Annotated in this window: 19 protein-coding genes; 7 read left to right on the top strand and 12 right to left on the bottom strand. The window is 66.3% G+C overall.

The genetic code is table 11. The features are described 5' to 3' along the window. Positions 1 to 21: 21 nt before the first annotated feature. Entirely contained in the window at positions 22 to 1,458 is a 1,437-nt protein-coding gene (locus NFW30_RS17270) for a lipopolysaccharide kinase InaA family protein (protein ID WP_295358306.1), read from the top strand. A 36-nt stretch (positions 1,459 to 1,494) separates the two neighbouring features. Here NFW30_RS17270 and msbA read toward each other — a convergent pair whose 3' ends face one another. Further along, positions 1,495 to 3,309, bottom strand: a complete 1,815-nt coding sequence (gene msbA / locus NFW30_RS17265; protein WP_295358349.1) for a lipid A export permease/ATP-binding protein MsbA — start codon at positions 3,307 to 3,309, stop codon at positions 1,495 to 1,497. Positions 3,310 to 3,527: 218 nt separating this feature from the next. Between msbA and NFW30_RS17260 the strand changes: the two genes are divergently transcribed. The 3 genes from NFW30_RS17260 to NFW30_RS17250 all read left to right on the top strand — a co-directional run bounded on the left by NFW30_RS17260 (position 3,528) and on the right by NFW30_RS17250 (position 6,800). Continuing rightward, positions 3,528 to 4,073: a hypothetical protein gene (locus NFW30_RS17260; protein WP_295372385.1), complete on the top strand. Its 546-nt coding sequence runs from the start codon at positions 3,528 to 3,530 to the stop codon at positions 4,071 to 4,073. Positions 4,074 to 4,254: 181 nt separating this feature from the next. Then, positions 4,255 to 5,997 carry a type VI secretion system-associated FHA domain protein TagH gene (tagH, locus tag NFW30_RS17255; protein WP_363322119.1) on the top strand — a complete coding sequence of 581 codons (1,743 nt, stop codon included), beginning with the start codon at positions 4,255 to 4,257 and terminating at the stop codon, positions 5,995 to 5,997. A gap of 29 nt (positions 5,998 to 6,026) precedes the next feature. Beyond that, positions 6,027 to 6,800, top strand: a complete 774-nt coding sequence (locus tag NFW30_RS17250; RefSeq protein WP_295358310.1) for a PP2C family serine/threonine-protein phosphatase — start codon at positions 6,027 to 6,029, stop codon at positions 6,798 to 6,800. A 108-nt stretch (positions 6,801 to 6,908) separates the two neighbouring features. On the opposite strand, the gene NFW30_RS17245 is transcribed toward NFW30_RS17250, so the two are convergent. The 8 genes from NFW30_RS17245 to NFW30_RS17210 form a co-directional block, all read right to left on the bottom strand. After that, positions 6,909 to 8,864 (bottom strand): serine/threonine-protein kinase, encoded by a 1,956-nt coding sequence (locus tag NFW30_RS17245; RefSeq protein WP_295358312.1) that lies wholly within the window; start codon positions 8,862 to 8,864, stop codon positions 6,909 to 6,911. A 1-nt stretch (position 8,865) separates the two neighbouring features. Then, complete coding sequence (tagF, locus tag NFW30_RS17240; protein ID WP_295358315.1) at positions 8,866 to 9,594, bottom strand: type VI secretion system-associated protein TagF; 729 nt, start codon at positions 9,592 to 9,594, stop codon at positions 8,866 to 8,868. A 10-nt stretch (positions 9,595 to 9,604) separates the two neighbouring features. Continuing rightward, positions 9,605 to 13,168: a type VI secretion system membrane subunit TssM gene (tssM, locus tag NFW30_RS17235; RefSeq protein WP_295358318.1), complete on the bottom strand. Its 3,564-nt coding sequence runs from the start codon at positions 13,166 to 13,168 to the stop codon at positions 9,605 to 9,607. Next, on the bottom strand, positions 13,165 to 14,517 hold the full coding sequence (locus tag NFW30_RS17230; protein ID WP_295358320.1) for a DotU family type VI secretion system protein: 1,353 nt from the start codon (positions 14,515 to 14,517) through the stop codon (positions 13,165 to 13,167). Before NFW30_RS17230 ends, tssM begins: the two co-directional genes overlap by 4 nt. Before the next feature lie 45 nt (positions 14,518 to 14,562). Beyond that, positions 14,563 to 15,900, bottom strand: a complete 1,338-nt coding sequence (gene tssK / locus NFW30_RS17225) for a type VI secretion system baseplate subunit TssK (RefSeq protein ID WP_295358323.1) — start codon at positions 15,898 to 15,900, stop codon at positions 14,563 to 14,565. 57 nt (positions 15,901 to 15,957) lie between these two features. Beyond that, complete coding sequence (tssJ, locus tag NFW30_RS17220) at positions 15,958 to 16,437, bottom strand: type VI secretion system lipoprotein TssJ (RefSeq protein WP_295358325.1); 480 nt, start codon at positions 16,435 to 16,437, stop codon at positions 15,958 to 15,960. A gap of 379 nt (positions 16,438 to 16,816) precedes the next feature. Then, a complete protein-coding gene (locus NFW30_RS17215; RefSeq protein ID WP_295358328.1) occupies positions 16,817 to 17,389 on the bottom strand; it encodes an OmpA family protein in 573 nt (190 codons plus the stop codon). 285 nt (positions 17,390 to 17,674) lie between these two features. After that, entirely contained in the window at positions 17,675 to 19,111 is a 1,437-nt protein-coding gene (locus tag NFW30_RS17210) for a caspase family protein (RefSeq protein WP_295372382.1), read from the bottom strand. Between the two features lie 630 nt (positions 19,112 to 19,741). Between NFW30_RS17210 and NFW30_RS17205 the strand changes: the two genes are divergently transcribed. Further along, positions 19,742 to 19,930, top strand: coding sequence for a hypothetical protein (locus tag NFW30_RS17205; protein ID WP_295358333.1), 189 nt, complete (start codon positions 19,742 to 19,744; stop codon positions 19,928 to 19,930). 2 nt (positions 19,931 to 19,932) lie between these two features. On the opposite strand, the gene NFW30_RS17200 is transcribed toward NFW30_RS17205, so the two are convergent. From NFW30_RS17200 to NFW30_RS17190, 3 genes are all read right to left on the bottom strand, one after another. Continuing rightward, complete coding sequence (locus NFW30_RS17200) at positions 19,933 to 20,394, bottom strand: hypothetical protein (RefSeq protein ID WP_295358336.1); 462 nt, start codon at positions 20,392 to 20,394, stop codon at positions 19,933 to 19,935. Then, the gene (locus NFW30_RS17195) at positions 20,391 to 20,855 is read right to left on the bottom strand and encodes a hypothetical protein (protein WP_295358338.1); all 465 of its coding nucleotides are present in this window, start codon (positions 20,853 to 20,855) and stop codon (positions 20,391 to 20,393) included. The genes NFW30_RS17200 and NFW30_RS17195 overlap by 4 nt, the downstream gene beginning before the upstream one ends. Before the next feature lie 311 nt (positions 20,856 to 21,166). Then, positions 21,167 to 21,367 (bottom strand): hypothetical protein, encoded by a 201-nt coding sequence (locus NFW30_RS17190; RefSeq protein WP_295358339.1) that lies wholly within the window; start codon positions 21,365 to 21,367, stop codon positions 21,167 to 21,169. Between the two features lie 541 nt (positions 21,368 to 21,908). Between NFW30_RS17190 and NFW30_RS17185 the strand changes: the two genes are divergently transcribed. Continuing rightward, positions 21,909 to 23,609 (top strand): ShlB/FhaC/HecB family hemolysin secretion/activation protein, encoded by a 1,701-nt coding sequence (locus tag NFW30_RS17185; RefSeq protein ID WP_295358342.1) that lies wholly within the window; start codon positions 21,909 to 21,911, stop codon positions 23,607 to 23,609. Between the two features lie 43 nt (positions 23,610 to 23,652). Continuing rightward, positions 23,653 to 25,768, top strand: a 2,116-nt coding sequence (locus NFW30_RS17180) for a filamentous hemagglutinin N-terminal domain-containing protein (RefSeq protein WP_295358343.1), incomplete at its 3' end; no start/stop codon positions are given.

The raw sequence follows: 25,768 nt of genomic DNA, 5'->3' as shown, positions 1-25,768 counted from the left end.
CTGCCGGGTGAGTGACGGGCGATGAACGAGGTCCTCCAGACAGACGCCCGCACCCTGCGCGATTGCGGGCGAGTCATCCCGATACCCTTTGGCGTCCTCATGTCCGATGGCCGCACGTTGATCGTGCGTCGCCTGTTGCGCGTGCTGCCCGGCAAGCGCCTGGTCGGAGAGGCCGAGGTGGATGGTTGTCGCGTACTCGCCAAACTCTTCATCGGGCAACGTGGTGGGCGGCATTGGCGGCGCGAGCAGGATGGCCTGGCGGCGCTCCGCACGGCCGGAATTGCGGCGCCAGCGGTGCAGGCAGCGGTGACGATTGCACGTGGTGGTCATGCGCTGCTGACGGATTTTCTCGCTCCCGTCGAGAGCTTTGCGCAGGCGTGGGAGCCGTTGCGCGGCAGGGAGGCTGGCGACGCCGAGGCCGTCGCCCTCCTGCAGCCACTGCTGCACACCCTGGGGTGCCTGCACGCGTCCGGATTGATCCACGAAGACCTGCATTTCGGAAACTTCCTGCGCCACGGAGGGCGTGTCTTCGTCATCGATGGCGCTGCGCTGCAGCTGGGGCGAGCGGGGACACCCTTGCCGCCCGCCGAGGCCAGTGCCAACCTGGCGATTCTGCTGGCACAGCTGCCTGATGCATGGGACGGCGAGCTGTCCATCCTGCTGCCCGCCTATGCGGCTGGAGCGCGGGCGGATCTGCCCCTCCTGCCAGCCTTGCGCGACGAGATCGCAAAGGTCAGGCGGTGGCGCCTGCGCGATCTTCTGGCGAAGACCGTTCGTGACTGCAGCCTCTTCGCCGTCACGCAGACGGCCGCTCGTTTTACCGCGGTTACGCGCTCGCAGGCGACCCGGCTCGCCTCTGTCGTCGCGTCTCCGGATGAAGCCATCAGTGCCGGCCGGACCCTCAAGGATGGTGGCAAGAGTACGGTTGCGTGCGTCCTCGTCGATGATCGCCCGCTGCTGGTCAAGCGCTACAATCTGAAAGGGCTCGGCCACGCACTGGGGCGTGCGCTGCGTCCCAGCCGCGCCTGGCATTCCTGGCGCGCAGCGCACCGGCTGCAGTTCTTCGGCATCCCGACGCCGGCGCCACTGGCGCTGATCGAGGAGCGCCTTGGTCCCCTGCGACGACGCGCCTGGCTGGTCAGCGAGTACTGTCCGGGCGCGAACCTGCTGTCACATCTTGCTGCCGACCGGGAACCACCGGCGGCCGAGGCGCAAGCGATCAGCGAGCTGTTTGCGGCGATGCACCGGGCGCGGATCACGCATGGTGACCTGAAGGCAATGAATCTGCTCTGGCACGCGGGTCAGGTCTGGCTGATCGACCTCGATGACCTCGTCCAGCATGGAACGGCTGCTGCCCATTCCCGCGCCTGGAGTCGCGACCGCGCGCGGCTGCTGCGCAACTGGCCCGTCGGATCAGCGCTCTACCGCTGGCTCGACGATCGCTTGCCGGTGGTCTGAAGAGCGGCCAACGGCGAGCCGCGGTGGCGTCAGCGCTCAGGTGGCTGGCGTCGCTTGCTCCACCGTCTCTGCTTCCTCGAACTGCATCGCATGCAGGCGCGCGTAGTGGCCGTTGGCGGCCAGGAGTTCGGCGTGCGTGCCGCGCTCGACGATGCTGCCCTGGTCCATGACCAGGATGAGGTCGGCTCTCTCGATGGTCGACAGCCTGTGTGCGATGACCAGCGTCGTCCGCCCGGCCATGACCCGGTCGAGCGCATTCTGGATGTGGCGTTCCGACTCGGTATCGAGCGCTGAGGTCGCCTCGTCGAGGATCAGGATCGGTGCGTCCTTGAGCAGGGCGCGCGCGATTGCCAAGCGCTGCCTCTGACCGCCCGACAGCATGACGCCGTTCTCGCCGACCGGTGTTGCGAAGCCGTTCGGCAGGCGATCGATGAACTCGCGTGCGTGCGCTCCTGCCGCGGCGACCTCGATCGCTCCGTGCGGCGAACCGGCGAGGTCGCCGTAGGCAATGTTGTTGCTCACCGTGTCGTTGAAAAGAATGACCTGTTGCGTCACCAGTGCAATGTGCCGGCGCAGGTTGCGCAGGGTGTAGGCTTCGACGTCCACGCCGTCGATCAGAATCTGTCCCGAGCTGTGCTGGTAGAAGCGTGGGATCAGATTGGCGAGGGTCGACTTGCCGCTGCCCGAGCGTCCGACCAGTGCCACCATCTGGCCGGGGGTGACGCTGAAGCTGACCCGGTCCAGGACGTTCTGGCTACTGCCCGGGTAGGCAAAGGAGAGTTCGCGAATATCGAGGTAACCGGCGACCCGTTCACGTTCGATGCTCCCGTTATCGGGTTCCGGCGATTCATCGAGCTGGGCAAAGATGCTCTCGGCACCGGCAAGGCCCTTCTGGATGGTCGAGCTGACTTCGGACAACTGACGAATCGGCTTCGGCAGCATTCCTGCAGCCGTGATGTAAGCGACCAGGTCGCCGGCGGTGGCATCGCCGCGCAGCAGGAGGACGAGAACCAGCAGCGCCGCCATGGTGCTGAAGGTGACGAACTGCAGCGCTGGGCCATAGCTGGCTGCAGTTCGCACCATGCGCAGCTGCCGTGCCGCGTTGTTCGCGCTCGCATCGCGGAAGCGGGCCGACTCGTACTCCTCGCCACCGAAACTGCGCACGACGCGGTAGCCCTGGATCGTCTCGGCGACGACGTGCGTCAGGTCGCCCATCGCGACCTGGATCTTTCGGCTCTGGCGGCGGAACTTGCGGCTGGCGCTACGCACCATGAGGCCGATGATTGGCAGGATCGCGACCATCAGCAGGGTGAGTTTCCAGTTCATCCACAGGAGGTAACCGAACAGGAACACGACCGTCATTCCCTCGCGAATGACGACCTTGATCGCGTCCGTTGCCGCGCCGGTGACCATGGTCACATCGTAGGTGATGCGGGAAACCAGATGCCCGGAGTTGTGCTGATCGAAGTAGGCGTTTGGCAGCCGCAACAGGCTGTCGAACAGCGCTCGCCGCAGGTCGTCGATCAGCCCGAGTGATACCCGTGCCAAATAATAGTTGCCGAGGAAGGAACCAACGCCTTGCCAGGTGACGGCGAGCAGGAGCAGCAGCGGCACCGCGTAGATCAATTCGAGGTCACCGAGCAGTGGAATCGTGTACTGCGTGCTTCCTCTGGTGGCGTTGAGGCCGTCAACGAAGTACTTGAGGATGGCGGCGAGCGTTGGCTGTGACGAGGCGAACATCAGGTAGCCGAGCAGGCTGACCGCGAACAGGCCCAGCAGTGGCCGTAGATAGCCAAGCAGGCGAAGATAGATGCGCAGGGAGGATACCGGTGTGGCGCTTGCTCTCGGAATGGACACGCGGGTGGCAGCAGGATCGGACGGCCGAAGAGTGTAACACGCGGCTCGCAGCACCGCCGCTGCAGTAGATCGTGTCGATCGTGTCTGTTTCGGGTGCAATCGGAAGTGCGACTGGCGCCGGTGCGAGGTGGTGGGCGGTGGCATCCGGCACTAGACAAATGGCTGGGGGTGGGTCAAACTGTCATGGGTTACTTCAACGTGGAGCGAAACCCATGTCAGAACGGTGGTCGGAAATGGAGGGGCGACTCAAGCCAAATCGGAGTTTGGAAGATCGGTTACCAGATCATCCCGAGCTCTGGGTCAAGATCGAGTCGTTGTTGGCGGTGGTCGAGAACGCGGCCGGTGATGTCGAGAAGGCGGCGGAGGCGGAGCTGCGGGTGACGGAGGAATTGCGGCAGTTGGGCAACGAAGCGCTGCGCGGCTGGGCGCGACGGCAAGCGCAGCGGAAGGAAGAAGAGGTGGCGCAACAGCCGGAACGAGACAGCGTTCCCGATGACAACGCTCCCGTGCGCGCGGCGTATCGCTATCTCACCAATCGCCCGGGGCAGTTCAACTATCGAGACGCGCTCATGGCCAAGCTGCCAATAGGGTCCGGCGAAGTCGAAAGGGCACACCGTTACGTCATCCAGGACCGTCTTAAGCGGGCAGGTGCCTGGTGGAAACTGAAAAACGCCAGGCACATGCTGGCCCTGCGCGTCTGCCGTGCCAACCAGGAGTGGGACAGCTATTGGCAATCCAGACGACAACAGGCAGCCTGATCCACAGTCGCACTTCCGATTGCCCCCATGTTTCCAGCAAGACTTGTCCCCCAGCGCGGTATCATGTCGACATCGGGACACACGCAAGCGGCAACAACGGCAGCGCTGTCAGGCGGCACCCGCTGCCGTTGACAACGTCGTTGGCCTGCAACGCTGCTCCCAACCATCGAGGCCAGCCAAGATGCGCATTTCAGTCAGGAGTTGCCATGGTGCTCCGCCCGTTCACCGGCTTGGCTTCGATTTTGGCGAGCGCGGCGGGTCGATCGGTCGGGACGAAAGCAATGATCTTCGTTTGCCGGATCCGGATCGCCACATCTCGCGCGTCCAGGCGAGGGTCGAGCGGGAAGGGCGGCAGTTCTTTCTCGTCGATATGGGAGCCAACCCCTCGCTCGTGAATGGCCGACCTCTGGGCAAGGGCAACCGGGTGGCGCTGATGGGCGGCGACGAGATCATGATCGCCAATTACGTCCTGCGCGTGGAGTTCGACAGTGCACCTCCGGCGTTTTCGCGGCCTCCGTCGGCGCCTGTGCTAGCGGCAGACCCATTGGGTCTGTTCGCCGGGCAGCAGGGGGCGATCGCTTCGCCCGGCAAGGCGGCGGGCGGCTTGTCCGGTGACTCGCTTCTGGGCAGCAGCGCGTCTGTGTCAGATCCGTTTGCATCTTCTGGCGACGATCCGTTTTCCGTTTTCGCGCCGCGGGTCGCGAAAACGGAGTCCGAGGACGAGCGCGCACCCCGTCGCGCGACTCATGATCCGTTCGCTCCGCCGGATCCGGCGGCCGGAAGGCAGGCAATCGATCCGCTGGGTCTCGGGCAGGTTTGCGGCGAGGGCTCGGTCGACACGCTGTTCGGGCTCGGGGCAGGTACTGCCGACCCGCTCGCTGGAAGCCCGTTGGCTGACTTGGGCGGGGCATCGGCTGCGGCAACCGGGCTCGGGACGGATCCTCTGGCCCTCTTTGGTGCTGCGCCCCTTCGCCAAGGGTCTCTGCCGCAACGTGACGATTCGCCGATTCTGAACCAGGCCGTTTCCCTTCCTCGCGCGGCGCCTCCGCCGATGCCTGGGGCAGCAACGCCACCCGCCACACCGCCGGCACCAACGGGTGCGAGCGAGCGTCCGCCAGCGAGCCCAGGCGTGATGCGTACCTCCTGGGACGAGGAGCAGCCGGCACGAGAGGGGCCGCCGAGGAGTTTCCGCGACGAGCCGACGCGGATCGTGCGGCCGTCTTCGCCGGCGCGGCAACCGCAGGTCCCGCCTGGCGAGTGGGTTCCCGTCGCCGACCCGCAACCGAGACCGGCACCAGCGGCTGGAGCGCCGGCCGGTGCCGGCTCTGCCGATCTTGCCGAGGCTTTCCGGCGCGGGCTCGGTGTGCAGGTTGCACTGCCCACCGTCATGAGCGCCGAGCTGATGGAACAGATCGGCGTCCTGCTGCGCGAGGCGATCCAAGGGACGATCGAACTCCTGATGGCGCGCGCGGAAACCAAGCGCGAAGTTCATGCGCAGGTGACGATGATCGTCGGCAAGGACAACAACCCGCTGAAGTTCTGCCCCGACGTCGGCTTTGCGTTGACGCAGCTGCTGGTCCCCCAAGGCAGGGGGTTCATGCGGCCGGCGGACGCCATGCGCGATGCCTACAACGATCTGCGGGCGCATCAGTTCGGTTTCATGGCCGGCATGAACGCAGCGCTCGCCGGCGTCCTGCGGCGATTCGAGCCGGCTGCACTGGAGCGGCGAGTGGTTGGCAAGAGCCTGCTCGACATCCTGCCGGCAGGTCGCAAGGCCCGGTTGTGGGACTTGTTCGAGGAAATGTACGGCGAGATATCCCGGGAGGCGGCAGATGATTTCCACAACCTGTTTGGCCGCGAGTTTCTCAAGGCCTATGAGGAGCAAGTACAACGCCTGCAAGCGGAGCGTGATCCCGTTCCGTGATCCGCCGCCTTGCGGCTGAGGGGAAAGGCATGCTCGAGCTGCAGACCTGCTTCCGGTCGAGGGTTGGCGGCCGGGGCCGCAACGAGGACGCCTGTGGCTACTGGACATCGGATGGCTGCTGCTGCTGGGTGGTTTCCGACGGTGCCGGTGGTCATGGCGGCGGCGACGTCGCCTCCCGACTGGTGGTCAGCACGGTCCTCGGTGCATACGCAGAGGATCCGGTGTTGGCGCCCGAGAAGGTCGTCTCTCTGCTGCAGGAGGCCAATGCAGCCGTCGTGACCCGGCAGGCGGATGGCGGCGTGGCGGCCGACATGCACGCGACGATCGTCCTGCTCCTGATCGACCGTGGCAGCGGCCTCGCCGTGTGGGGCCATGTCGGCGATACACGGATCTACCTCTTCCGCTCCGGGCGCGTGCTCTACCAGACGCGCGATCACAGTATCGTCCAGACGATGGTCGATGCCGGCTATGCCAGCGCCGAGATGATTCGCCGCCACCCGCAGCGCAGCCTGCTCACCTCGGCGATCGGTTCATCCCAGGCCATCGAGCTTTCCGTTTCAGCCGAGGCGCTGCGGCTGTTGCCCGCCGACGTTCTCCTGCTGTGTACCGATGGCTGGTGGGAACACGTCGAGGAGGGCGAGATGGAGGGGCTCCTGGGCGCTTCGACTGGTGCGGAATCCTGGCTGTCGGCGATGGAACATCTGATCCGCCAGCGCGCTCCGAACGAAGGTGACAACTATACTGCACTGTGCGTCACCGTCGCCGAGGGCGAAGAAGACGAAACCACCGTCATCCTCCCGTGAGAGGTTGTAAGGAGATCGTCGCGAGCAGTCAGCGAGGAGAGGGGTGGGTGAGCACACGACAAGCGCGGTCGAGAGGGGCGACCGGCAGCGCGTGAGCGAGCGGCGTGGCTAACGTTTCTGCAGCATTTCCTCGAGCATCTTGTCCAGCCTTTGATCACCGCTCTTGCCCGGTCCTTCCTTCGCGCTGGCCGGCTGGTCGCTCTTCGGCTTGCGGCCAGAGGCGATTTCGTTCGCTCGACGTTCCACCTCGGTGACAACGAAGCGGGCGGCGGCGTACGCTCGCGAGCATTCGCGGCCGCTGTCACAGATCACTTCTCCCGTCAGCGCCGTGCCTCCCGTTGGCGACTCGCGCAGTTCCCTCTCGAGCGTGGCCACGGCCACTTCAACCGATCCGTTCGCGCCCGCACCGGCGAAGAACGGGAAGTTGCGCTGCGACTCCGAAACGATGGCGAGCACATCCCAGTTGCCAACCGGCTGGTCCGCTTCATAACCCCAGTGCGGTCTCGGAAACCTGAAGGGTGTGCCCGGTGCAACCTGGTTGTCGCGGTCGAGCGGGTTGGGGAAGATTTCTTTCAAATGGCCGGTCGCCTGATCCCAGAGGAGCACATAGAGGTAACCGCGGCGCTTGCTTGACAAGGCGAACGAAAGCACGTCCCGGCCGACGGCAACTGGCGTCTTCGGCAGGTCTACCCGCAGTTCGAAATCCCTGTCGGAGCCTTCGAGCGCGATCGCGAAGGCTTCGCCGAGCGAGACTGGTTTTGCTGCCGGCGTGATGGCGACTGGTTTCTCGATGGAGGCCGTTGGGGAAGCCGGTTGCGCCGGCGCTGTCGTGGGTGCCGTGCCCTTGCCCGTCAGGAAGAAGTATGCGCCTGCCGCGGCGGCGACGACGCCGATTGCGGCGATGGCGCTGACGGCTGGGACGCTTCCCGGGCGGCGCTGGTGGCGCCGCGCCGTGGCGCCAGCGATAGCCGGCTCCTTCGCGACAGGGGGTTGCGGGACCGGCCGCAGTGGCTCGGTTCGCTGCATCGGAACATGCGTGGCACCGGTGGCTGGCAGTATGGTCGTTTCCTCGCTCGCCAGGAGCGTGGTCGCGGTCGCAGCCGCCGGATCGGGTCCAAGCAGTTGGGCCATCTCGGCGATCGATTGCGGCCGGTCTTCACCTCGCACTGCCAGGCATTGATCGATAGCCCGCAGGAACTGGTCGCTGTAGCGACCGGCAGCCGCCTCGCTCAGCGGCTGGTAGGTGTCCCTCATGACCCGGTTGACCGACGGCGGCGGAACCTGTCCGGTGATCATCGAGTGCACCACCGCAGCCAATGCGTAGATGTCGGTCCATGGCCCCTGCCGCACTCCAGGCATGTCCGCGTACTGTTCGATCGGCGCGAAGCCCGGCTTGAGGATGACCGTCAGTGCCTGGGTCATGCCGCTGATCACGCGGCGGGCGGCGCCAAAGTCGAGCAGGACGGGCCGATCGTCCTTCAGCAGCATGATGTTGTCGGGGGCAATGTCGCGGTGAAAGCAGTCCGCGTTGTGAATGAGTTCGAGGGCATCCATGATCGGCGCGAGGATCTTTCGGATCCAGCTCTCGTCGGGCCTTTCGGGCATCCGCTGCAGCACGTCGCGCAATGTCGTGCCGGCGTAGTAGGGCATCGCCATGTACGCGGTGCCGTTCGCTTCCCAGAAACGAAAAACCTTGACCAGAGCCGGATGGTCGAACTGGGCCAGCAGTCGCGCCTCGTTGACGAAACTGCGGCGGCCCACGTCGAACGTTTCGCTGTGCCGCTCCGAGCGAACGACGACCGTCAGGTCGTCGGCGCGCATGGCGAGGCTGGACGGCATGTACTCCTTGATCGCGACCCGTCTCTCCAGCGAGTGGTCTGCCGCCAGGTAGACGATCCCGAACCCTCCTTCGCCGACCAGGTCGACGATCTCGAACTCGGACAGATGCGTCCCGATCGGCAGGGCGTTGTTCGACTTGCCGATCCGCGTCGTGGAACCCGTCCGGGGTGCTGGTGCAACACTTCCACCAAGCACGAGCGTCTTGTCGTTGTCCGGCTCTGGCACCTCAAATCCCTCCGATCGCTGGCGTCGTCTCACTGGCAGGAGAATAGACGAGCATCTTCGTCAGAAACGAGGCCATCGGCAAGCCTCTGTGTGCAAACCCGCCGCTTGTCCCGTCGCATCCGTGGCACCACCACAGCGAGTAGCCGGCAAACGCCGCCTGCAGGCGCACGCTGGCGATGGCGGCCAGGCATTTCGCCGGAAAGCTCTTCCCGCACATCGACTGCAGGTCGATTACCGGTTCCTGACGGGCCAGCTGCTCCGCCGCTGCAGCACAGTGTGGCGCTGCCTGCCCGTTGAGCGTCGGCAGGCCCAGTTCTCGCAGCGAATCGTCGAGGTCGCCGGCTCCGTGGTCGAGTTCGAGCATCCCGCGGGCACAGTCCTCGACTCGCCGCAGCCAGGCATCGAGAGCTGGCGCCGCGGTCAGAAGCATTGTCTCGGGTGGCAGTTCAGCTGCCACGGTCAACGGAAAGTAGCGCCCGACCCGGTCCACCGACGGCATCCAGATGCCGGCCCACGCCTGCGTTCCGAGCACACCAGGGCTCAGGAAGAAGTGCCAGACGTTTGCGGTCAGGAAACTTTCGAGCCAGTCGTCACCGAGTTCCGAGCGGCTGTGCGTGATCCCTTCCTGCAGCCACGCGTCCCAGTGGTCGACGAAGTTCTGCGGCAGTCGGCGCTGCGAGAAGTCGCCCAGTTGCGGCAGCTTGCCATACCAACCGGCAGCGGCGGTCATGCGTCGGCCGTCAGAGGTCGCTCGGGCAGCGGAACTCGGAGAGCTCGCGCAACCGAAACGGATTCTGCACGCTACTGGCGGTCACCTCGAAGGTCGCCTGGCGGCCGTCGATGTCGAAAATGACGCGAAACGTTTCGGGCGAGCCAAAATCCTCGATCCGCGACCTGTCGAAGAGCCGGAACAGGGACCAGACGCCCTCCGTCGCCTTGCTCGAAATGCCGCCGGGGCCGGGCGGCGTGATCTGGATGCGTGCCGAGAGACCGCCCTTGCTGCCCGGCCACTGGATCGATTGCGGTATCTGGGGCCCGTGGGCATAGCGGACCAGTTGCCCATCGAGGTCGAGCGTGAACTGGCTGATCGCCGCATCCATCTCGATTGGTTTGAAGACGAGCTGCATCGAGCCGCCGCCGCGGAAGAACACGTCGCGGATCGTTGCCGCACGCTGGAACTGGGCGAGGTTTCCGGGGTTGCCGAGCGAGTGTTCCTGCACCTTCTTGAAACTCCACGGGCGGGTCGAGGTGTCGACGTAGGGCGCCAGATTCTTCTGGAAGAAATCGTCCATCAGGCCGCCGGGCCCGAAGAGGCGGGCGAAATCATCGCGGGTGACGTCGCGGATGCTGCTGCGGTCGAAAGGATAGCGACCATCGATGGCGAGCCTGCAGAACTGTCCGATCTGCGTGCCGACGGCGGAGGACAGGGTCTCGCGCGTGGCGACGAGCGACTGGCTGGTTCCGGCGCTGGACAGTTGCTGCAGCATCGAACGCAGCGGCTCGGGCATGTTGGCACTTTCCGCCTTGACCCGCGCCGACGAGTTGGCCGGAGGAGCCGCAACCTTGTCCCTGATCGCAGTTTCGGTTGCCGAGAGCTGCACGTAGACATCGTTCAGCAACTGCATCACGCCATCGATTGGTGCGGCCTTGCCGTCACCGGTGACGAGTTGCCGGATCTTGACGAAGCGGTCGTCGACGATGCTCTCCAGACGATGCCTGGGGGCGGCGGCAGCGGCATCGCTGCCGCCCAGGCCCAGCACCTTGCCCAGTTCCTGTTTCGCACCGGCCAACTTTTCCTCGGCCTGATCCAGGACCGATTTCTGTCCCTCTTTCGGCGTCAGCGTCGTCTCCCGCGCCACCGCCTTGAGGAGTCGCGGCAGCGGCGAGTCCGGTGCGGACAGGACCCTCGCCATCTGGATGCTCTGGCTGAGACTGGTCGACCGGATCAGCGTGATGTCGGCGAGATAGTCCTCCCACACACGGGCGTAGTCGGCGAGGTAGAGTTTGCGTACGTCGTTGGCGATGCTGCTGGTGTCACGCAGCGCGAAGCTCGTCTTGCCTGCCGTTCCCAGAACCCACGTTTCCTCGTCGGCGAGCTTTCTGGCCACGGCGCTGACTTCCTTGTCGAAGCCCTTGTGATAGCCGTCGTAGGTGTACAGTCCGGGGACGCCGCGGGTCAACGGCGCGCCGCTCTTGCGGACGAACACCAGCGACGCGCCACTGCCGGCGGCCTGTTCGACGCTGAACTCGGGAAAGGCACTGCCGACCCCCTGCCGCTTGAGACGACTGTAGATGCGGTTGGCCAGTGTGTAGCGGAGCAGCATGTCGCGCGTTCGCGCGACCAGCGCCGCGTCCGGCAGGACCGGTGACGCGACCGGGCCGTCGGCGAAGAGGTTGTTGAGATGCATCGCCAGCGCTGCCCGTTGATCTGTGGTCGCGTCACGCGGGAGGTTGCGCTCCCAGTCGAAGCTGATCCAGGCCTTCAGTGCCTCGGCATCGAAATGCTTCGGATCGTTGAGCATCTGGTAGGCCTTTAGGGTTTCGTAGGCCAGTTCGAGATTGGTACCGTCCAGTCCCCGCAACTGGCTCTCGATGCGCTTCGAGAGCCGCGGGAAGAACGCGTCGCGCAGCAGGCTGCGGTAGGCCTGTTCGGCCGCCGAATCGAGTTTGTCGCCCTGGAACAGTCCCAGCCCCATGCCGAAGGGAGCATCGCCGCGCGTGCGGGTGGGGGTCGACGTGACGTCGCGAACCGCGTCGAGGGCGGCCAGGATCGCCAGCGGGTCGCCCTGCGGAGTGGCAGCAATCTGCGCGACCACCGTCCGTGCTGCTGCCGTACTGGCCTGTACCTCGTCGACGTAGGTCCGGTTGCGCAGATAGCTGAGCGTCCAGCCGAACAGCAGCAGCAGCGAGAGCAGGGCCATGGCGACCAGTGCGGCGGCGTGGACCAGGCTGCGGCGCCGTTCCCACTTGAGGTTGGCGCCCCCGAGACGCGATTCGACGAAAACCACTTCGCGCAGCAGGCGCGTCAGGAAGAAGCTCTTGCCGCTGCCGGACTCGGGGCGCAGCAGACGCCTCTCGACACCGAAGGCACTGCCCAGGCTCGCCATGACGCGGTCGATCGGGTTTCCTTCCTGCGTCCCGCTGGTGAAATAGACGCCGCGCACCATCAAGGGGTGGTCGTAGCCGGACGGGGCAAAGACCTTGCCGAGGAAGGCTTCGAGCAGCCGGCTGGCGGCGCCGAACTGCTGGTCAAAGGCGCTTATCGCGTTCCTGCGGCGCAGGTCGGTTTCCTCCTGCAGGCGCGACACGAGTTGCCCGTGCAGGCGCTCCATCAGCGCCGCCAGTTGCCCGGGCAGTGCCTTCAGCGCCTCGCTGCCGGTTTCGTCAAGCGGGAAGGTGAAGCCCCAGACCTGGTCGCGCGCCTCCTTGCCGAGGTTGGAGAAGAATTCGTTGAAGCCCGCCATCAGATCGGCCTTGGTGACCAGGACGTAGATCGGCAGACGGACGCCGAGCCGGGAATACAGTTCCTGCACGCGTGCCCGCAGGGCCTCGCAATGGCGAGTGGCTTCGGCTTCCGAGTGGGCGAGTAGGTCGCCGACACTGACGGTCAGCAGCACGCCGTTCAGCGGCTGACGCGGACGATGCTTGCGCAGCAGGGCGAGAAAACCCAGCCAGGCGTCCCGGTCCGCGTCATGATCCGAGTCCTGCGTCGTATAGCGTCCGGCGGTATCGATGAGGACCGCTTCGTCGGTGAACCACCAGTCGCAGTTGCGCGTGCCGCCGACGCCCTTCAGTTCCTGCCTGCCGAGTTTGTCGGCGAGAGGAAAGCGCAGGCCGGAGTTGACCAGTGCCGTCGTCTTGCCGGCGCCGGGTGCGCCGATGAAGACGTACCACGGGAGCTGGTAGAGGTAACGCGCCGAGCCGAGGCTGCGCAGCCGTGCCAGTCCACCGCCCTTGGCCGGCTGCGCCTGGCTCTGGCGCAGCACCTTCACCGCCTCTTCGAAACGTTGCCGGAGGATCGCCACTTCCGGCGACTCGACGGCCTGTTCGCTGGTCTTGCCGAGCAGTCCGTCCAGCAGTCTGGCATTGCTGGTGCGTGCTCGCCAGCGGCGGATCGCGAAGCGCAGGATGACGAACAGGACCAGCAGGCCGATCAGCACCCAGCGGACGGTCTCGGATGCGAATGGCTCATGGCCGGCGATGGCCAGCAGCGGACTGACGAACCAGATCAGCAGCGACAGCGCGATCAGTCCCAGGGTTCCGAGCACGATCGGGTGGAGCAACGCGCGCAGGATCCTTTTCATCGGTCTCCCCTTGTCGATGCAGCGGCGTTGGGGTCAGGGCCGGGCACGGCGGGGTACACGATGATCTCGACGCGCCGGTTCTGGGCACGGCCTTCGGCTGTGTCATTGCTCATCAGCGGGTCGCTCTCGGCCCGCCCTTCGGTCCTGATTCCCGGGCGCTCGCCGAGATGTGGTGCGAGCGTCGCCGCCACGGCGTCGGCGCGCGCCTGCGACAGGTGCCAGTTCGACGGGAAGCGGGCCGAACGGATCGGGCGGTTGTCGGTATGACCCTTGATCAGCACGCTGCCATTCACCTGCCGGATCGCATCCCCCACCCGTGCGAGCAGTTGCGTGAAGGTGGGCGAAAGCGTCGCGCTGCCCGGCTCGAAGAGGCCGTCGCCCTGTGCCAGGACGATGCTCCGGTCGGGCAGGTCGCGAACGACGACGCGGCCGGCCTGAATATCGCTGGTGAGGAAGTGGGCGAGTCTGGCCGGAGCCTTGGCCGGCGGTGCCTGCGGGCTGGCGACGGCTGGCGGTGCGCCTGCCTTGAGCGCGAGAATCGAGGAAAAAGTGGGGTCGGAGTGACGGTTCAGCGCAAACGACGCCAACAGGTAAAGGAGCGCCAGAAGGAGCGTCGTCACTGCCGCCACGGCCCACAACGGCAGGCTTTCACGGAGGGGGCGCGTGGCGCCGGCGGTGCTCTGCCAGGCGGGAGAAAGTTCGCGGCTGACTTCGCCCCGTTCCCGGGCCAGCATCTGCGCCAGGCGCTCACGAACCGACGCCAGTTGTGCCTGGCCGTTCTGCAGCACCCGGTAGCGCCCCTCGAAGCCGAGGCTGAGGATCAGGTAGAACAGTTCGAGCAGGTCGCGATGGCTGCTCGGCTGCTCGGCGACCTTGCCCATGAGCTGGAAGAACTTTTCGCCGCCCCAGGCCTCGTTGTGAAACTGCACCAGCAGGCTGCGCTGTGCCCAGATCTTCTCGCCCCAGGGGGTATTGGCGGCCGCTTCATCGAGGAATGTGCACAAGGCGTAGCGGCCTGCCATCACATGCTCGTGCAGCACTCCGCGCTCTTTCGCCTGACGTTCGAACATGCTCACGGCACGCGCCAGAGCCTCGCGCAGACTCCCTGGATCAGCGCGGTTGACCTGGCGCAACTGGGGCGCGAGATTGAGCAGTGGATTGGCGGCGGCAACCAGCGGGTTCAACCCGGTGTGCCAGTCGAGGGATGACAGCTCGATACGTTCGAAGCGCGATCCAGCCGGCGCTCCTTCGCTCGCGCTGCCTGTTGCCGGGCGACTTGCTCGCGCTCCCGGCGAGGGTACGAGCAGCGTCTTGTCCGACGGGGGCAAGAAGGGATCATCGTGCACCATGTGGCCCATCTCCAGTCATGAAGCGGCGCGCCAGTGGCTGTGTGCTCAGGCGCGGATGGCCCACAGCGCGAGTTCGAGCGACGGGAAGTTGCCCGAGACGTAAATGCCCAGCCCACCCGAATCATTGAGCTGTTTCCACAGGTCCCCCGAGTTGTCCAGCTCGAAGTAGCTGAACCCGGCGTGGAACGGAATCTGGCGCGGTGCGACGGCCAGCGGACGCAGGGCGATCCCGGGCAGCTGCAGGTTGACCAGTTCGCGTATCTTTTCCAGTGGCCCGAGCTTCGCCTGTGCCGGGAAGCGTGTCCGCAGTGTCTCGCTCGGCATCTGCGCGTTTACCGCCAGGACGAAGCCGGCGTGGCGCAGCAGGCTGCGATCGGCGATCACGCCAACATAGCGCCCCTGCTTGTGGTCCTGGAGTTCAATCTGCATCGCGTTCTCCTCGATGACGGTTCCCAGGAACCGCCTGATCTCGGTCATCAGCGGGGTGAAGCAGAGTTCGAGCGCATCATGATTGTAGGCCGGCATGGGGGCCGGGCATCTTTCCGTGCGCACCAGCGTTGCCAGTTCTCCGGCCAGTTCCAGCAGGCGCGTGAACAGCCGCTCGGGATGGAGCTGGGACTGCTCCAGCAGATGGTTGAATACTGGCAGGTGGCGGTTCACCGTCAACAGGAAGACGAAATGGGCAATCTCCGCCACCCCACCCGCGGCGGGCTGGACGACCCTGGCCGCCAGCGCATCCGAGCGCTGCTTGAGCAGGCCGCAGATCTCGCGCAGCATGCTGGCGAGGACCGGCGATACCCGGCACGAGAGCACCGGCGGGATATGGCTGCGGTCGACCAGCAGGCTGTTGTCGGGGCGTCGCTCGCTGATGCGCAGGACGCCCAGCCGGAGAAAGGCATCGGATATCTGTTCCGCCACGACCAGCCGCAGCCGCGGGTATCCCACCTTGACCGGCTGCGCGCTGGAGTCGGCCGTCGCCGAATCGCTGAACTCCTCGTCGGCCTGGGTGAAGCGCGCGAGATCGGCGGCAGTGTCCGACGGCAGGGCGTCCTCGAGGCTCTCCGGTCGGCGCTGGGGCAGCGCCAGGTAGACGACGGCATTGCGGGCATCCGGCGGGAAATCGAGGGCGAGCGGAGCTGGATGTGCCGCCGGAAAGTCGAAAGGCGTGCCATCGGGCAGGACGCCGCGGGCCGCCAGCAAAGCGACCTTGCCCGTGCTCAGCGCGCCCTCATCGAGTTCGAGGTGGCTGAATCCCCAGAAGAGCCCGCCCAGAGCGCGCGCGCGACTTTCGACGAACCACCCAGTGTAGCGGTCCTGTTGTTGGAAATGCTGTGGGCGAAGGAACAGGCCTTCCGACCACACGACCTTACTGAACCAGGACATGCATGCCCCCCGGAGCGAAAAGCACGGCGGACGCCCCCGCGCACCGCCCCTTCACCATCAGCGCGCGCGTGGCGTGATCGAAACGCTGTTCCTGTCGACCTGGATCGAATAGCTGGTCGTCATGTTCTGGGGAACTGGAGCGGTTGCGCGCCAGAGCGTCTGGTTGAAATCACGATAGGCGACAAAAACGCCAAGGGCATGGGCATCGCCGAGTGGCCGCAACTCCACCGAGTGGCTCTGACCGGGCCTGAGCGTCAGTTCCTCGCGCAGCACCTTGCTGGCACCAAGCAGGGTGTCGTCGCGCTCGAAAAGCGAGAAGTAGTCGGCGCTGTCAAAAGCACCGGTGCTCTGAAGAAGATAGTAGCGGACCACTACCGGCATGCCGCGCCCAGTGACATCGGCATTGACCGTAGCCGACGCCGTCAGGTCGATGCGGACGACCGTCGGCTTCGGCGGCGGAGGCGGCGAAGCGCAGGCAACGAGGAGCAGTACCCATGTGGTCACGGCAACGACAAGAGCGTATTTTCTTGTATTCATCCAGCCATGCTCAGTTCAGGTCGGTTTGCGCTACAGGACGATTATTGTCGACATCGGGGCCTGACGCAACCCCACGCTGCCGCGGTGGCGGGTGCTGGTGACGGGCGGCAGCGAAGGCCGTCAAGGATGCCCGATCATGCGGCCGCGGCTGCCGGCGGCGAGTCGGGCAGGGCCGGCTGGCCGCCGCGGCAGTCCCGTTCGCGGTCAGCGGTCAGGGTGGCGCCGGGTCGGCGATGGCTGCGGCGGCGGCAGCGCCGCGAAACCGTTGGCATTGAGGCGCGACGGGTCGATGGTCAGCGGGTTGCCTCTTGCGGGCTGCCGGGCGCCCCCCGGCGCGAGCGGCAGACGGCATGCCCGCCTGCGCCGAGCTTGCCGGCGACTATTTCACCGGCTTGGTGGTGATCTCGACGCGTCGGTTGACGACGCTGTTCGGGTTGTTCGTGTCCTTCAGTTGTGCCGATCCGACGCCGGTCGCGGCAAGGAATGACGGTGCAACACCGAAATCCTTGATGAAATACTGGCGAACCGATTCCGCACGCTCCTGCGACAGGCGCTGGTTCAGTTGCTGTGACCCGGATGCATCCGTGTGACCGACGAAAACGACCTTGCTCCCGGAGTGCTCGTTGCGCTTCAGGACCGGGCCGAACTGGGCCAGCAGGCTCTTGGCGGCAGCCGAGATCTGCGCCGACCCGACAGCGAACGAGACATCGACAGGCAGCGAGTAGGTCTTGCGCGACACAATCTGCCCGCAGCTAAAGCCGGCCTTCGCCGCTTCAGCACAGTCGCTGGCCGTTGCCGACTTGGGGAAGAGCCCCTGCTCGATGGATTCGGCCGTGACCTGGCCATTCAGTTCGACGACATCGTTCGCCGGCCCGGAAGCCGTGACCGCTGGCGAAAACCCCAGCCCGAGAGCGCTGCAAAGGACAAAAAATAGGATTGAATGACGACTCATGGCGCGATACCTCCTCCGTAAGGACCTGACAGGACTCGGCGCAATCTCTGCGCCCCCAGCCCATTGATTATAATCACTACGCCACGCGTGCGCAGGGTCTTTCGTCGCCACGCGCAACTGCCGCCGATCGCCCGCAGTGCAGCGCCGGCCGGGTCGTGCCGTGCAACGGCCGCAGGGGCGTCCCATCCTCCGCTGGATGGCCCTGGCGCGATCGACACGCCCTGGCGCAGCGAAAGGTCCGCACCGGCGGCGCGACATGTCCGCTCGCGCCGGCGGGCCGGTCGATCAGCAGACATCCGATTTGCGCGATCCGCACAGGCCTTTCGGCGGCTGGTAGCCGAGGCGAACGGCTTCGGGTCCGAAGAACTCGGCGTCCGGGTCGCCCTTCTGCGCGAGTTGCCGGTACAACTGGTAGCAGGCAATGGCGTTGCCGAGCAACCCCGAGTAGCGCAACCACTGTTCGCTGCGCGCTGGGTTTGCCACGACATCGCCGCTGCCGACACGGTAGCTTTCGGCAATCCGCGCAGCCGCGTCCTTGTCGCCGCGCAGCGCCTTGCGCAGGTCCTCGGCAAAGCGTTCATCGCCGCTGCTGACGCGAAAGGCGCTCAACGACAGGCGGACGAAGCGACTTGACAGAGCCCGCAGGGCGTCCTCGGCGCCGGCCAGCGCGACGCGTGTCTGCGGCTCGTAACGGCCCTCGGGGTAGGCGCGGAGGAAGTTCTCGGCAGCCCTCCTGATCTCGGCCGGGGTCGGCGCCGCGAGCACGGCCTCGAAGGCCTCGTCTTCGGCGGTGCGCGGGCCGGTCGTGGTCCTCGCCTTGCCCAGCCGGAAGACGCCGGTCTGACCCTTGGTGATGTGTGGCCGTTGTGCCAGCTTGCGGATGATCGCCAGCGAGTGGCTGGACATCGTCTGCGCCACGCGCAGGCGGGTGAACTCGAAGATGTCGGTGAACGAGATCTCCTGTTCGACGTTGCTGAGAACCTGTACCAGCTCCTTGGTGTAGAAGCTGTTCTGGTTCGGGTCTTTCGGTGACAGCGAGACCTGGCCGGCACTTGCCGAGAAGGCGACGATGCAGCCCGTGGGTGCGGTCGAGTAGTTGAAGGAGCCGGCTTTCTCGTCCTCCGAAATGCCATCTCGACAGGCGTCGATGACCGCCACCCCCAGGCCGGGATAGCGTTGGGGAAAGGCGGAAAGGAGCTCGTCCTGCAGGTTGACCGACTTCTCCTTCGCCTTCGGATCGTCGCTGGCGACGCCGGAGGGCAGCAGGTAGTTGCGCCCTTCGTACTGCATGCCGTGGCCGCAGAAATAGACGATGCCGATTCCCCGTCCGTCGTCCGGCAGGGCTGCCATCCGCTTGCCGAAGCGCCCGACCGCTGCCGTGAAGCGGGCGCGGTCGGCATCATTCTCGACCTGCACGTCGAAGCCATGCAGGCGCAGCGCCGCCTCCAGATCGCGACCGTTCTTGCGCGCCGGCTGAATGTCCTTGCCGTCCGGATAGCTGCCGCAACAGATCAACAGCGCAATGCGATGACCGGCGGGGCGGCCGGCATCGCGCTCGCCGGCTTGCCCATCCGCCGCGGCCGCCTCGCCGGCGGCGATCGCACACCTCGCTGCCAGACCGAGTTGGCTCGACAGCAGCAGGCCGGTCGCGCGGGCGAGAAAGCGTCGTCTGAACGGCGAGCAGCGGAATGATTCACCCTGCCCTGAAGCTGGAGCCCTCATCTCATCTCGACCAGAAGCGACATGCAACGTGGCGCAAGAATAGCGTGAATTCGCTTGCAGGGGGAGCGTCATCGGACGCTTCGGCTGGTCCTTGCCGAAGCACGTTTCGGCCCTGTATCGTGCGCGCGCCGGCGGCACCGCATTGATGAAGCAGCGCGCGCCAGTTCGGGGAAAAAACTTGCATCCCTCCGCTGTCGACTTCGTCTATACTCACATCGCCATCGTTGTTTCAAGAAGATGCGATGGCGTCACGCGATCCTGACGCAGAAGCGGGGGGCGGGCGAAGGATAGGAGATCCAACGCCACATCCGCAAGTGTTCCAGGCTCTGATAGGCCCTGACAGCAGTCGTGATTCCGGGAAAGCGTGCCCAAGGAGCCTGAAGACCTCGCCGGAATCGCCGCACGAGGATGGCTATGGGTCGCCGCGGTGGCCGACGAGGCCGCCGCGGCGACCCATGGTGCAAGCGGCCCCTGAGCCCCTGACGAGCCCGATCGGATCGGCTTTCGTGCGGCCTTTGCCAGGCGATGCGCTGATCGAATGGGTAGTCCGGTGCCGGTTGAGCTTGCGGGTCGAACTCGCCCTGGTTGCCCTGGTCGGCATCGGCCATCTCCCAGAGCGGCGGTCCCCGGGTGGGGGCGATCTTCCTGACCGTGAACGCCGGCGCGCGGCCGGTCGGGTCGCTGATCGGCGCCGCGGTCGGTGCCAGCCAAGGCGCGACAGTCTGCCTGTGGTTGGCGGCACTAAGCTTCGTGCTGCAGGCGCTGGTGATCGCGGCCTCGCCCGTGCGCGTGTTGCAGGTGTTGCCGAAGCCGGCCTGAATTCAGCTGCCCTGCCAGCGAAACTCCACGCCCGTGGCAGCGCGCAACAGCTTGGCCTGAGTTCGCGGCACGGAGCGCAGCAGCTCGGACTTGGGGAAGTCGGCCACGCGGCGGGGCAGCGCCACTGCGGCGGCGACCTTGCCCTCGCGCACAAAGACAACCGCATTGACGTCGTCGCGCTGCTCGATCTGGATGCGCTGCAGGGCCGGTGGCAGGTCGCCGCCCACGGCCTTCTTCATCAGGTCGACCGTGGTGTAGGGGCCGAACAGCAGCACGTGGTCCCAGGGCTGGGTGACGACCTTGTCGAGCGACAGCGATTGTCCGGGTGCCACCGCTTCGGCGGCATTCGTCAGGGTCTGGGTCAGTTCCATCTCGGCCTTTCCGCCTGGTTCGCAGCCCGATGCCACCGCCGAGACGATCAGCAGCAGGAACACACGGCGCAGCGCGGCGAAGGGAATGATCATGGCTCGTACAGCGCCTTTTCGTAGGAGTTGCTGTAGATCAGGTCGCTGCCTCCGGGCACGTCGATCTGCACCAGCTTCTTGCTGGCCCAGGCCTGCACGCACAGCACGGCCAATGCGCGGTCCGACGCGCCGATGTAGGTGGTCCCGATGCCGTAGCCGACGCCGTTGTTGTGCAGGTCCATGGCCTTCTCGGCCGGTGGGTTGCCGATCCAGTCTTCATGGGCATTGCCGAACCCGCGCGCCAGGTCGGCGCCCTGGTCGCGTGCATTCATCGCCGACCAGAAGCAATGCCGGAAGGCATCGCCCGAACCGTTGTGCTGCGTGGTCGGGCCGAAGCGCTTTCGCGCCTCCTCCAATGCGGTGCTGGCGTTGCTGTTGAACGAGATCGCGGCAATCGGATGCCAGAAGAGAAAATCCTTTTCGGCCTTGTTGAGCCGGTTGTACTTGTCTTCGATGCCCATGAAGCCTCCGTCGTCGGACCAACGCGTGCCGGGGCACGACCCGATGCCGTCGTCTCGGTGCCAGCAAGAGGCTCTGATGTCCAAAGGATAGGAAATCCAACGGCGCCATCGAGAGTATATGAACCTTCATCAAGGGGCGTCAATCTCGAATTTTGCCTTGGTGACCCTTGAAAAGTCATCCGAATCCCGCTCCGCTCAGCGCCAGGGGCCATCCGCCCGGCCGGACCGGCCGAACGGATGGCCCCTGGCGCGAGTCGTCCCGCGACGGGCGATGGCAGTTCGTCTTGGCTCGTCTTGCTTCCATCCCACCACTACCAGGCGATACGCTGGTCGAATTCGTACTCCGGCGCGGATTGAGCCTGTGGGTTGTCCTCGCCCAAGGTGGCGTCCTGCATCTCCCAGAGCGGCGGCGCCCGGGCGGGCATCAGGCGTGGCGGCGATGTCGGCTCGCCGATATGGGTCAGAATGTCGCGCACAGCGCAGGCGTCGGTGATGAAGACGATGATTCGCATCTCGCCGCCGCAGCGTGGGCGGCGGGGCGGCCGGCATCGCGCTCGCCGGCTTGCCCATCCGCCGCGGCCGCCTCGCCGGCGGCGATCGCACACCTCGCTGCCAGACCGAGTTGGCTCGACAGCAGCAGGCCGGTCGCGCGGGCGAGAAAGCGTCGTCTGAACGGCGAGCAGCGGAATGATTCACCCTGCCCTGAAGCTGGAGCCCTCATCTCATCTCGACCAGAAGCGACATGCAACGTGGCGCAAGAATAGCGTGAATTCGCTTGCAGGGGGAGCGTCATCGGACGCTTCGGCTGCTCCTTGCCGAAGCACGTTTCGGCCCTGTATCGTGCGCGCGCCGGCGGCACCGGAATGACGAAGCAGCGCGCCTGTTCGAAGCGGCGCGCGCCAGTTCGGGAAAAAAAGTTGCATCCCTCCGCCGTTGACTTCGTCTATACTCGCATCGCCATAATTGTTTGAAAAAGATGCGATGGCGTCACGCGATCCTGACGCAGAAGCGGGGGCGGGCGCGGTTTGGGGGGCTTTCTTGGGGGAGAACTGGATGCACGGCGAAGCACGCGGGCGCGGGTGCTCCCGTTGGGGCATGGTGTGGGCGCTCCTGTGGCTGCTCGTCAGCGGCCTGGCGCACGCGCAGGTTGACGCGGGCGGGTTGCTGCGCGACATCCAGGGCACGCCCGGCCTGCCAAGGCTCGACGACGCCGAGACCGGCAGCGAACTGCCGCTGCCGAAGCGCGAGATCTCCGACGTTCCCGAGTTGCGCCTCGACGTGGCCGGCTTCGAGATCGTCGGCGTCAGCGACGACGAAGCGGCCGCGCTGCGCGCCAGGCTTGCCTCCTTCACCGGCAAGGACCGCAGCTTCCAGGACCTGCTCGACGCCGCCGGGGTGGTCAAGAACCACTTCAACGCCCAGGGCTACCTGCTGGCGCAGGCCTACATCCCCGAACAGAAGATCAGCGACGGCATCGTCCGCATCGTCGTCCTCCTTGGCCGCCTGGGCAAGATCGAGCTCAACTACAACGAGCAGACGCCGGTCTCGCGCGCGCGCATCCAGGGCTACCTCGACCGGCTCCAGGCCGGCAGCGTCCTGCAGACGAGCGACATGGAACGGGTCCTCTTCCTGATCAACGACCTGCACGGCGTCAGCGCCCGCTCGACCGTCCGTCCGGGCGGCGAACCCGGAACCGCCGACCTCGTGCTCGACGTCGAACCCGACCAGCGGCTCTCCGGGCAGGTCCAGATCGACGACATGGGATCGCGCTACACCGGCACCAACCGCATCACCGGCAGCCTCGTCTTCGGCTCGCCGCTCGGGCTCGGCGACTCCCTGGCGCTGCGCGCCCTCTTCTCGCAGGATGGCGGCACCGGCTACGGCTCTGCCAGCTACGTCGTGCCGGTGGGCAGCGATGGCCTGCGCCTCGGCGCGTCGTACTCCTACCTCGGCTACACCCTGCTCGAGAAGCAGGGCATCCCGTCGGGCAACGGCCTCGCGCGCGACATGATGGCCTTCGCCCTCTACCCGGTCGTCCGCTCGCGCAACTTCAACGTCTTCGTCCAGGCCGGCTACGACTACCAGAAGTTCACCGACAACCCTGATGCCGGACTGTCGATCCACCGCACCTCGCGCTCGATCCTGCTCACCCTCAGCGGTGACCTGCGCGACGGGCTCTTCGGTGGTGGCATCAGCAACTTCTCGCTCGGCTACGTCAACGGCACGCTCGACAACCCCACGGCCGAGGTCACCACCCCGGTGGGCCGCTTCCAGAAGATCAACCCCTTCTACTCGCGGCTGCAGGCGCTCGGCGACAGCAAGTTCCTCTTCTTCTTCCGCTACGCCGGCCAGTTCACCCACGACCGGCTCGACAGCTACCAGAAATTCAGCCTCGGCGGCCCCTTCGGCGTGCGCGCCTACCCGGTCGGCGAAGCGCCGGGCGACGAAGCGCAGATCGTCACCGCCGAACTGCGCTACCCGCTGCCCAACTGGGACGGCAAGATCCCCGGCGCGCTGATCGGCGCCCTGTTCTACGACTGGGGACGATCACGGCTCGACATCGACCCGCCGACGAAGATTGACGACCCGCCCAACCAGCGCACCCTCTCCGGCTTCGGCATCGCCCTCAACTGGGCGACCGCCAAGAGCTGGTCGGCGCAAGGGAGCGTCGCCTGGCGGCAGCAGGGCACCCTCGTGAACGACGAAGTCGACCGGCGACCGCGCGTGTACTTCCAGCTCAGTCGCTACTTCTGAACCCCCAGCAGCAGCCCTCACCCGCAGCCCAAGGAAGACCGCCATGGCCAGCAAAGTGAATCGGGAACGGAATCGCAACCATCACGCAGCGCCGTGCCGCGCCACCCTGCGCCCGATCGTCTTTGCCCTCATGGCCGCCTTTGGCAGCATCGCCCACGGCCTGCCGACCGACCCGAAAGTGATCGCCGGGCAGGCCAGCGTCAGCGGCAGCGCGTCGAGCATGGTGATCAACCAGAGCAGCGGCAAGGCCGCGATCGATTGGCGGACCTTCAGCGTCGCCGGCCACGAATCGGTGCACTTCGCGCAGCCCTCGGCGAGCGCGATGACCGTCAACCGCGTCACCGGCAACGACCCCTCGCAGATTCTCGGCCGCATCAGCGCCCCGGGCTCGGTCTTCCTGATCAACCCGGCCGGCGTCCTGTTCGGCAAGGGCGCCGTCGTCCATGTCGGCAACCTCGTCGCCAGCACGCTCAATGCCAACCCGCACGACCTGCTCGCCGGTCGCATGGTGTTCACCGCCGATGCGGGCGGCGCCGGAATCGTCCGCAACGATGGCGAGATCCGCACCCCGGCGGGCGGCAGCGTCTCGCTGATCGGCGCCCGGGTCATCAACACCGGCCACATCAGCACGCCCGGTGGCACCACCGGCCTCATTGCCGGCGACAAGGTCGCGCTCGACTTCGACGGCGACGGCCTCGTCCGCTACCAGGTCGACGGCGCACTGGCGCGCGCCCTCGTCGAACACTCCGGAAGCATCGACGCCGACGGCGGCCGCGTCGTCATGCAGGCGCGAGCGCGCGACGCGCTGCTCGACACCGTCCTCAACGTCGAGGGCGTCGTCCGGGCGCGCGGTGTCACCCTGCGCAACGGCGAGATCCATCTCGACGGCGGCGGCAGCGGCGTCGTCAGCGTCAGCGGGCAGCTCGACGCCTCGACGCCCGACGTCGCCCGCCCGGGCGGCGAGATTCGCGTCCTCGGAGAGCGCGTCGGGCTGTTCGGGCAGGCGCGGCTCGACGCCTCCGGAGCAGTCGGCGGCGGCACGGTCCTGATCGGCGGCGACTACCAGGGGCAGGGCAGCGAGCGCAACGCGACGCAAACCTTTGTCGGCCCCGAAGTCGCCATCACCGCCGATGCCGGTGCGACCGGCGACGGCGGCAAGGTGATCGTCTGGGCGGACGACTGGACGCGCTACCACGGCACGACCTCGGTGAAGGGCGGCGAGCAGGGCGGCGACGGCGGCTTCGTTGAGGTGTCCGGCAAGCGGAACCTGACTTTCGACGGCGATGTCGTGACCTCGGCGGCGAAGGGCAGGGCGGGGATGCTGTTGCTCGACCCGGGGGATCTGTATTTTGTTTCGACGGCACCGGGCGGCTCGCCGCCACCTACGGAGCTGATCGGCTCGCTGGTGTCCGGGTCGCTGGTGTTCCAGACTGCCAACAGTACCGCCGACTTCTACGTCCTCTCGAGTCGCTTTGGCAGTGCCAGCTCTAACTATACTCTGCAGGCGCACAACGACTTCATTCTGAATACCAACGCCAGCTTTGCCAGCACTGCCGGCCGGGCGGTCAGCATCACTGCCGGTGGCTCGATCAGGTCCAACGGCAACTCCATCACGACCCAGGGTGCCAACCTCGGTCTGACCGCGCAAGCGATGACCCTGGGAGCCATTTCCACGGGAGCCGGCGCATTGACGATCGACGTCACCAGTGCCGGCAGCAGTGCGACGCAGAGCGGTGTGTTCAGCGGCGGGAGCCTGACGAAAGCGGGCGCCGGCAGTCTGGTGCTTTCGCAGGCCAACACCTACACCGGCGGCACGACGATCCAGGCAGGCACGCTGCGGACCAGCGTCGCCTCGGCCCTCCCCGATGACCGGGCCGTCAGCGTCGGCGCCGGCGGCACGCTCGCGCTGCAGGGCCACGACCAGTCGATCGGCAGCCTCTCGGGCAGCGGCAGCATCGACCTCGGAGCGGCCACCCTGACCGTGCGCGACGGCGACTTCGGCGGTTCGATCGGCGGCACAGGCGGGCGCCTCACCAAGACCAGTGCCGGCGCCCTCATCCTGAGCCACGCCAACAGCTACACCGGCGGCACGGCGATCCAGGCAGGCACCCTGACCGCCGGGCATGCGCAGGCGCTCAATCAAGGCGCCGTGGGGATTT

It is taken from the genome of Accumulibacter sp. (assembly GCF_023806635.1).
In the GTDB taxonomy this organism is placed as follows: domain Bacteria; phylum Pseudomonadota; class Gammaproteobacteria; order Burkholderiales; family Rhodocyclaceae; genus Accumulibacter.
This window is presented reverse-complemented; position numbering and strand designations above follow the sequence as displayed.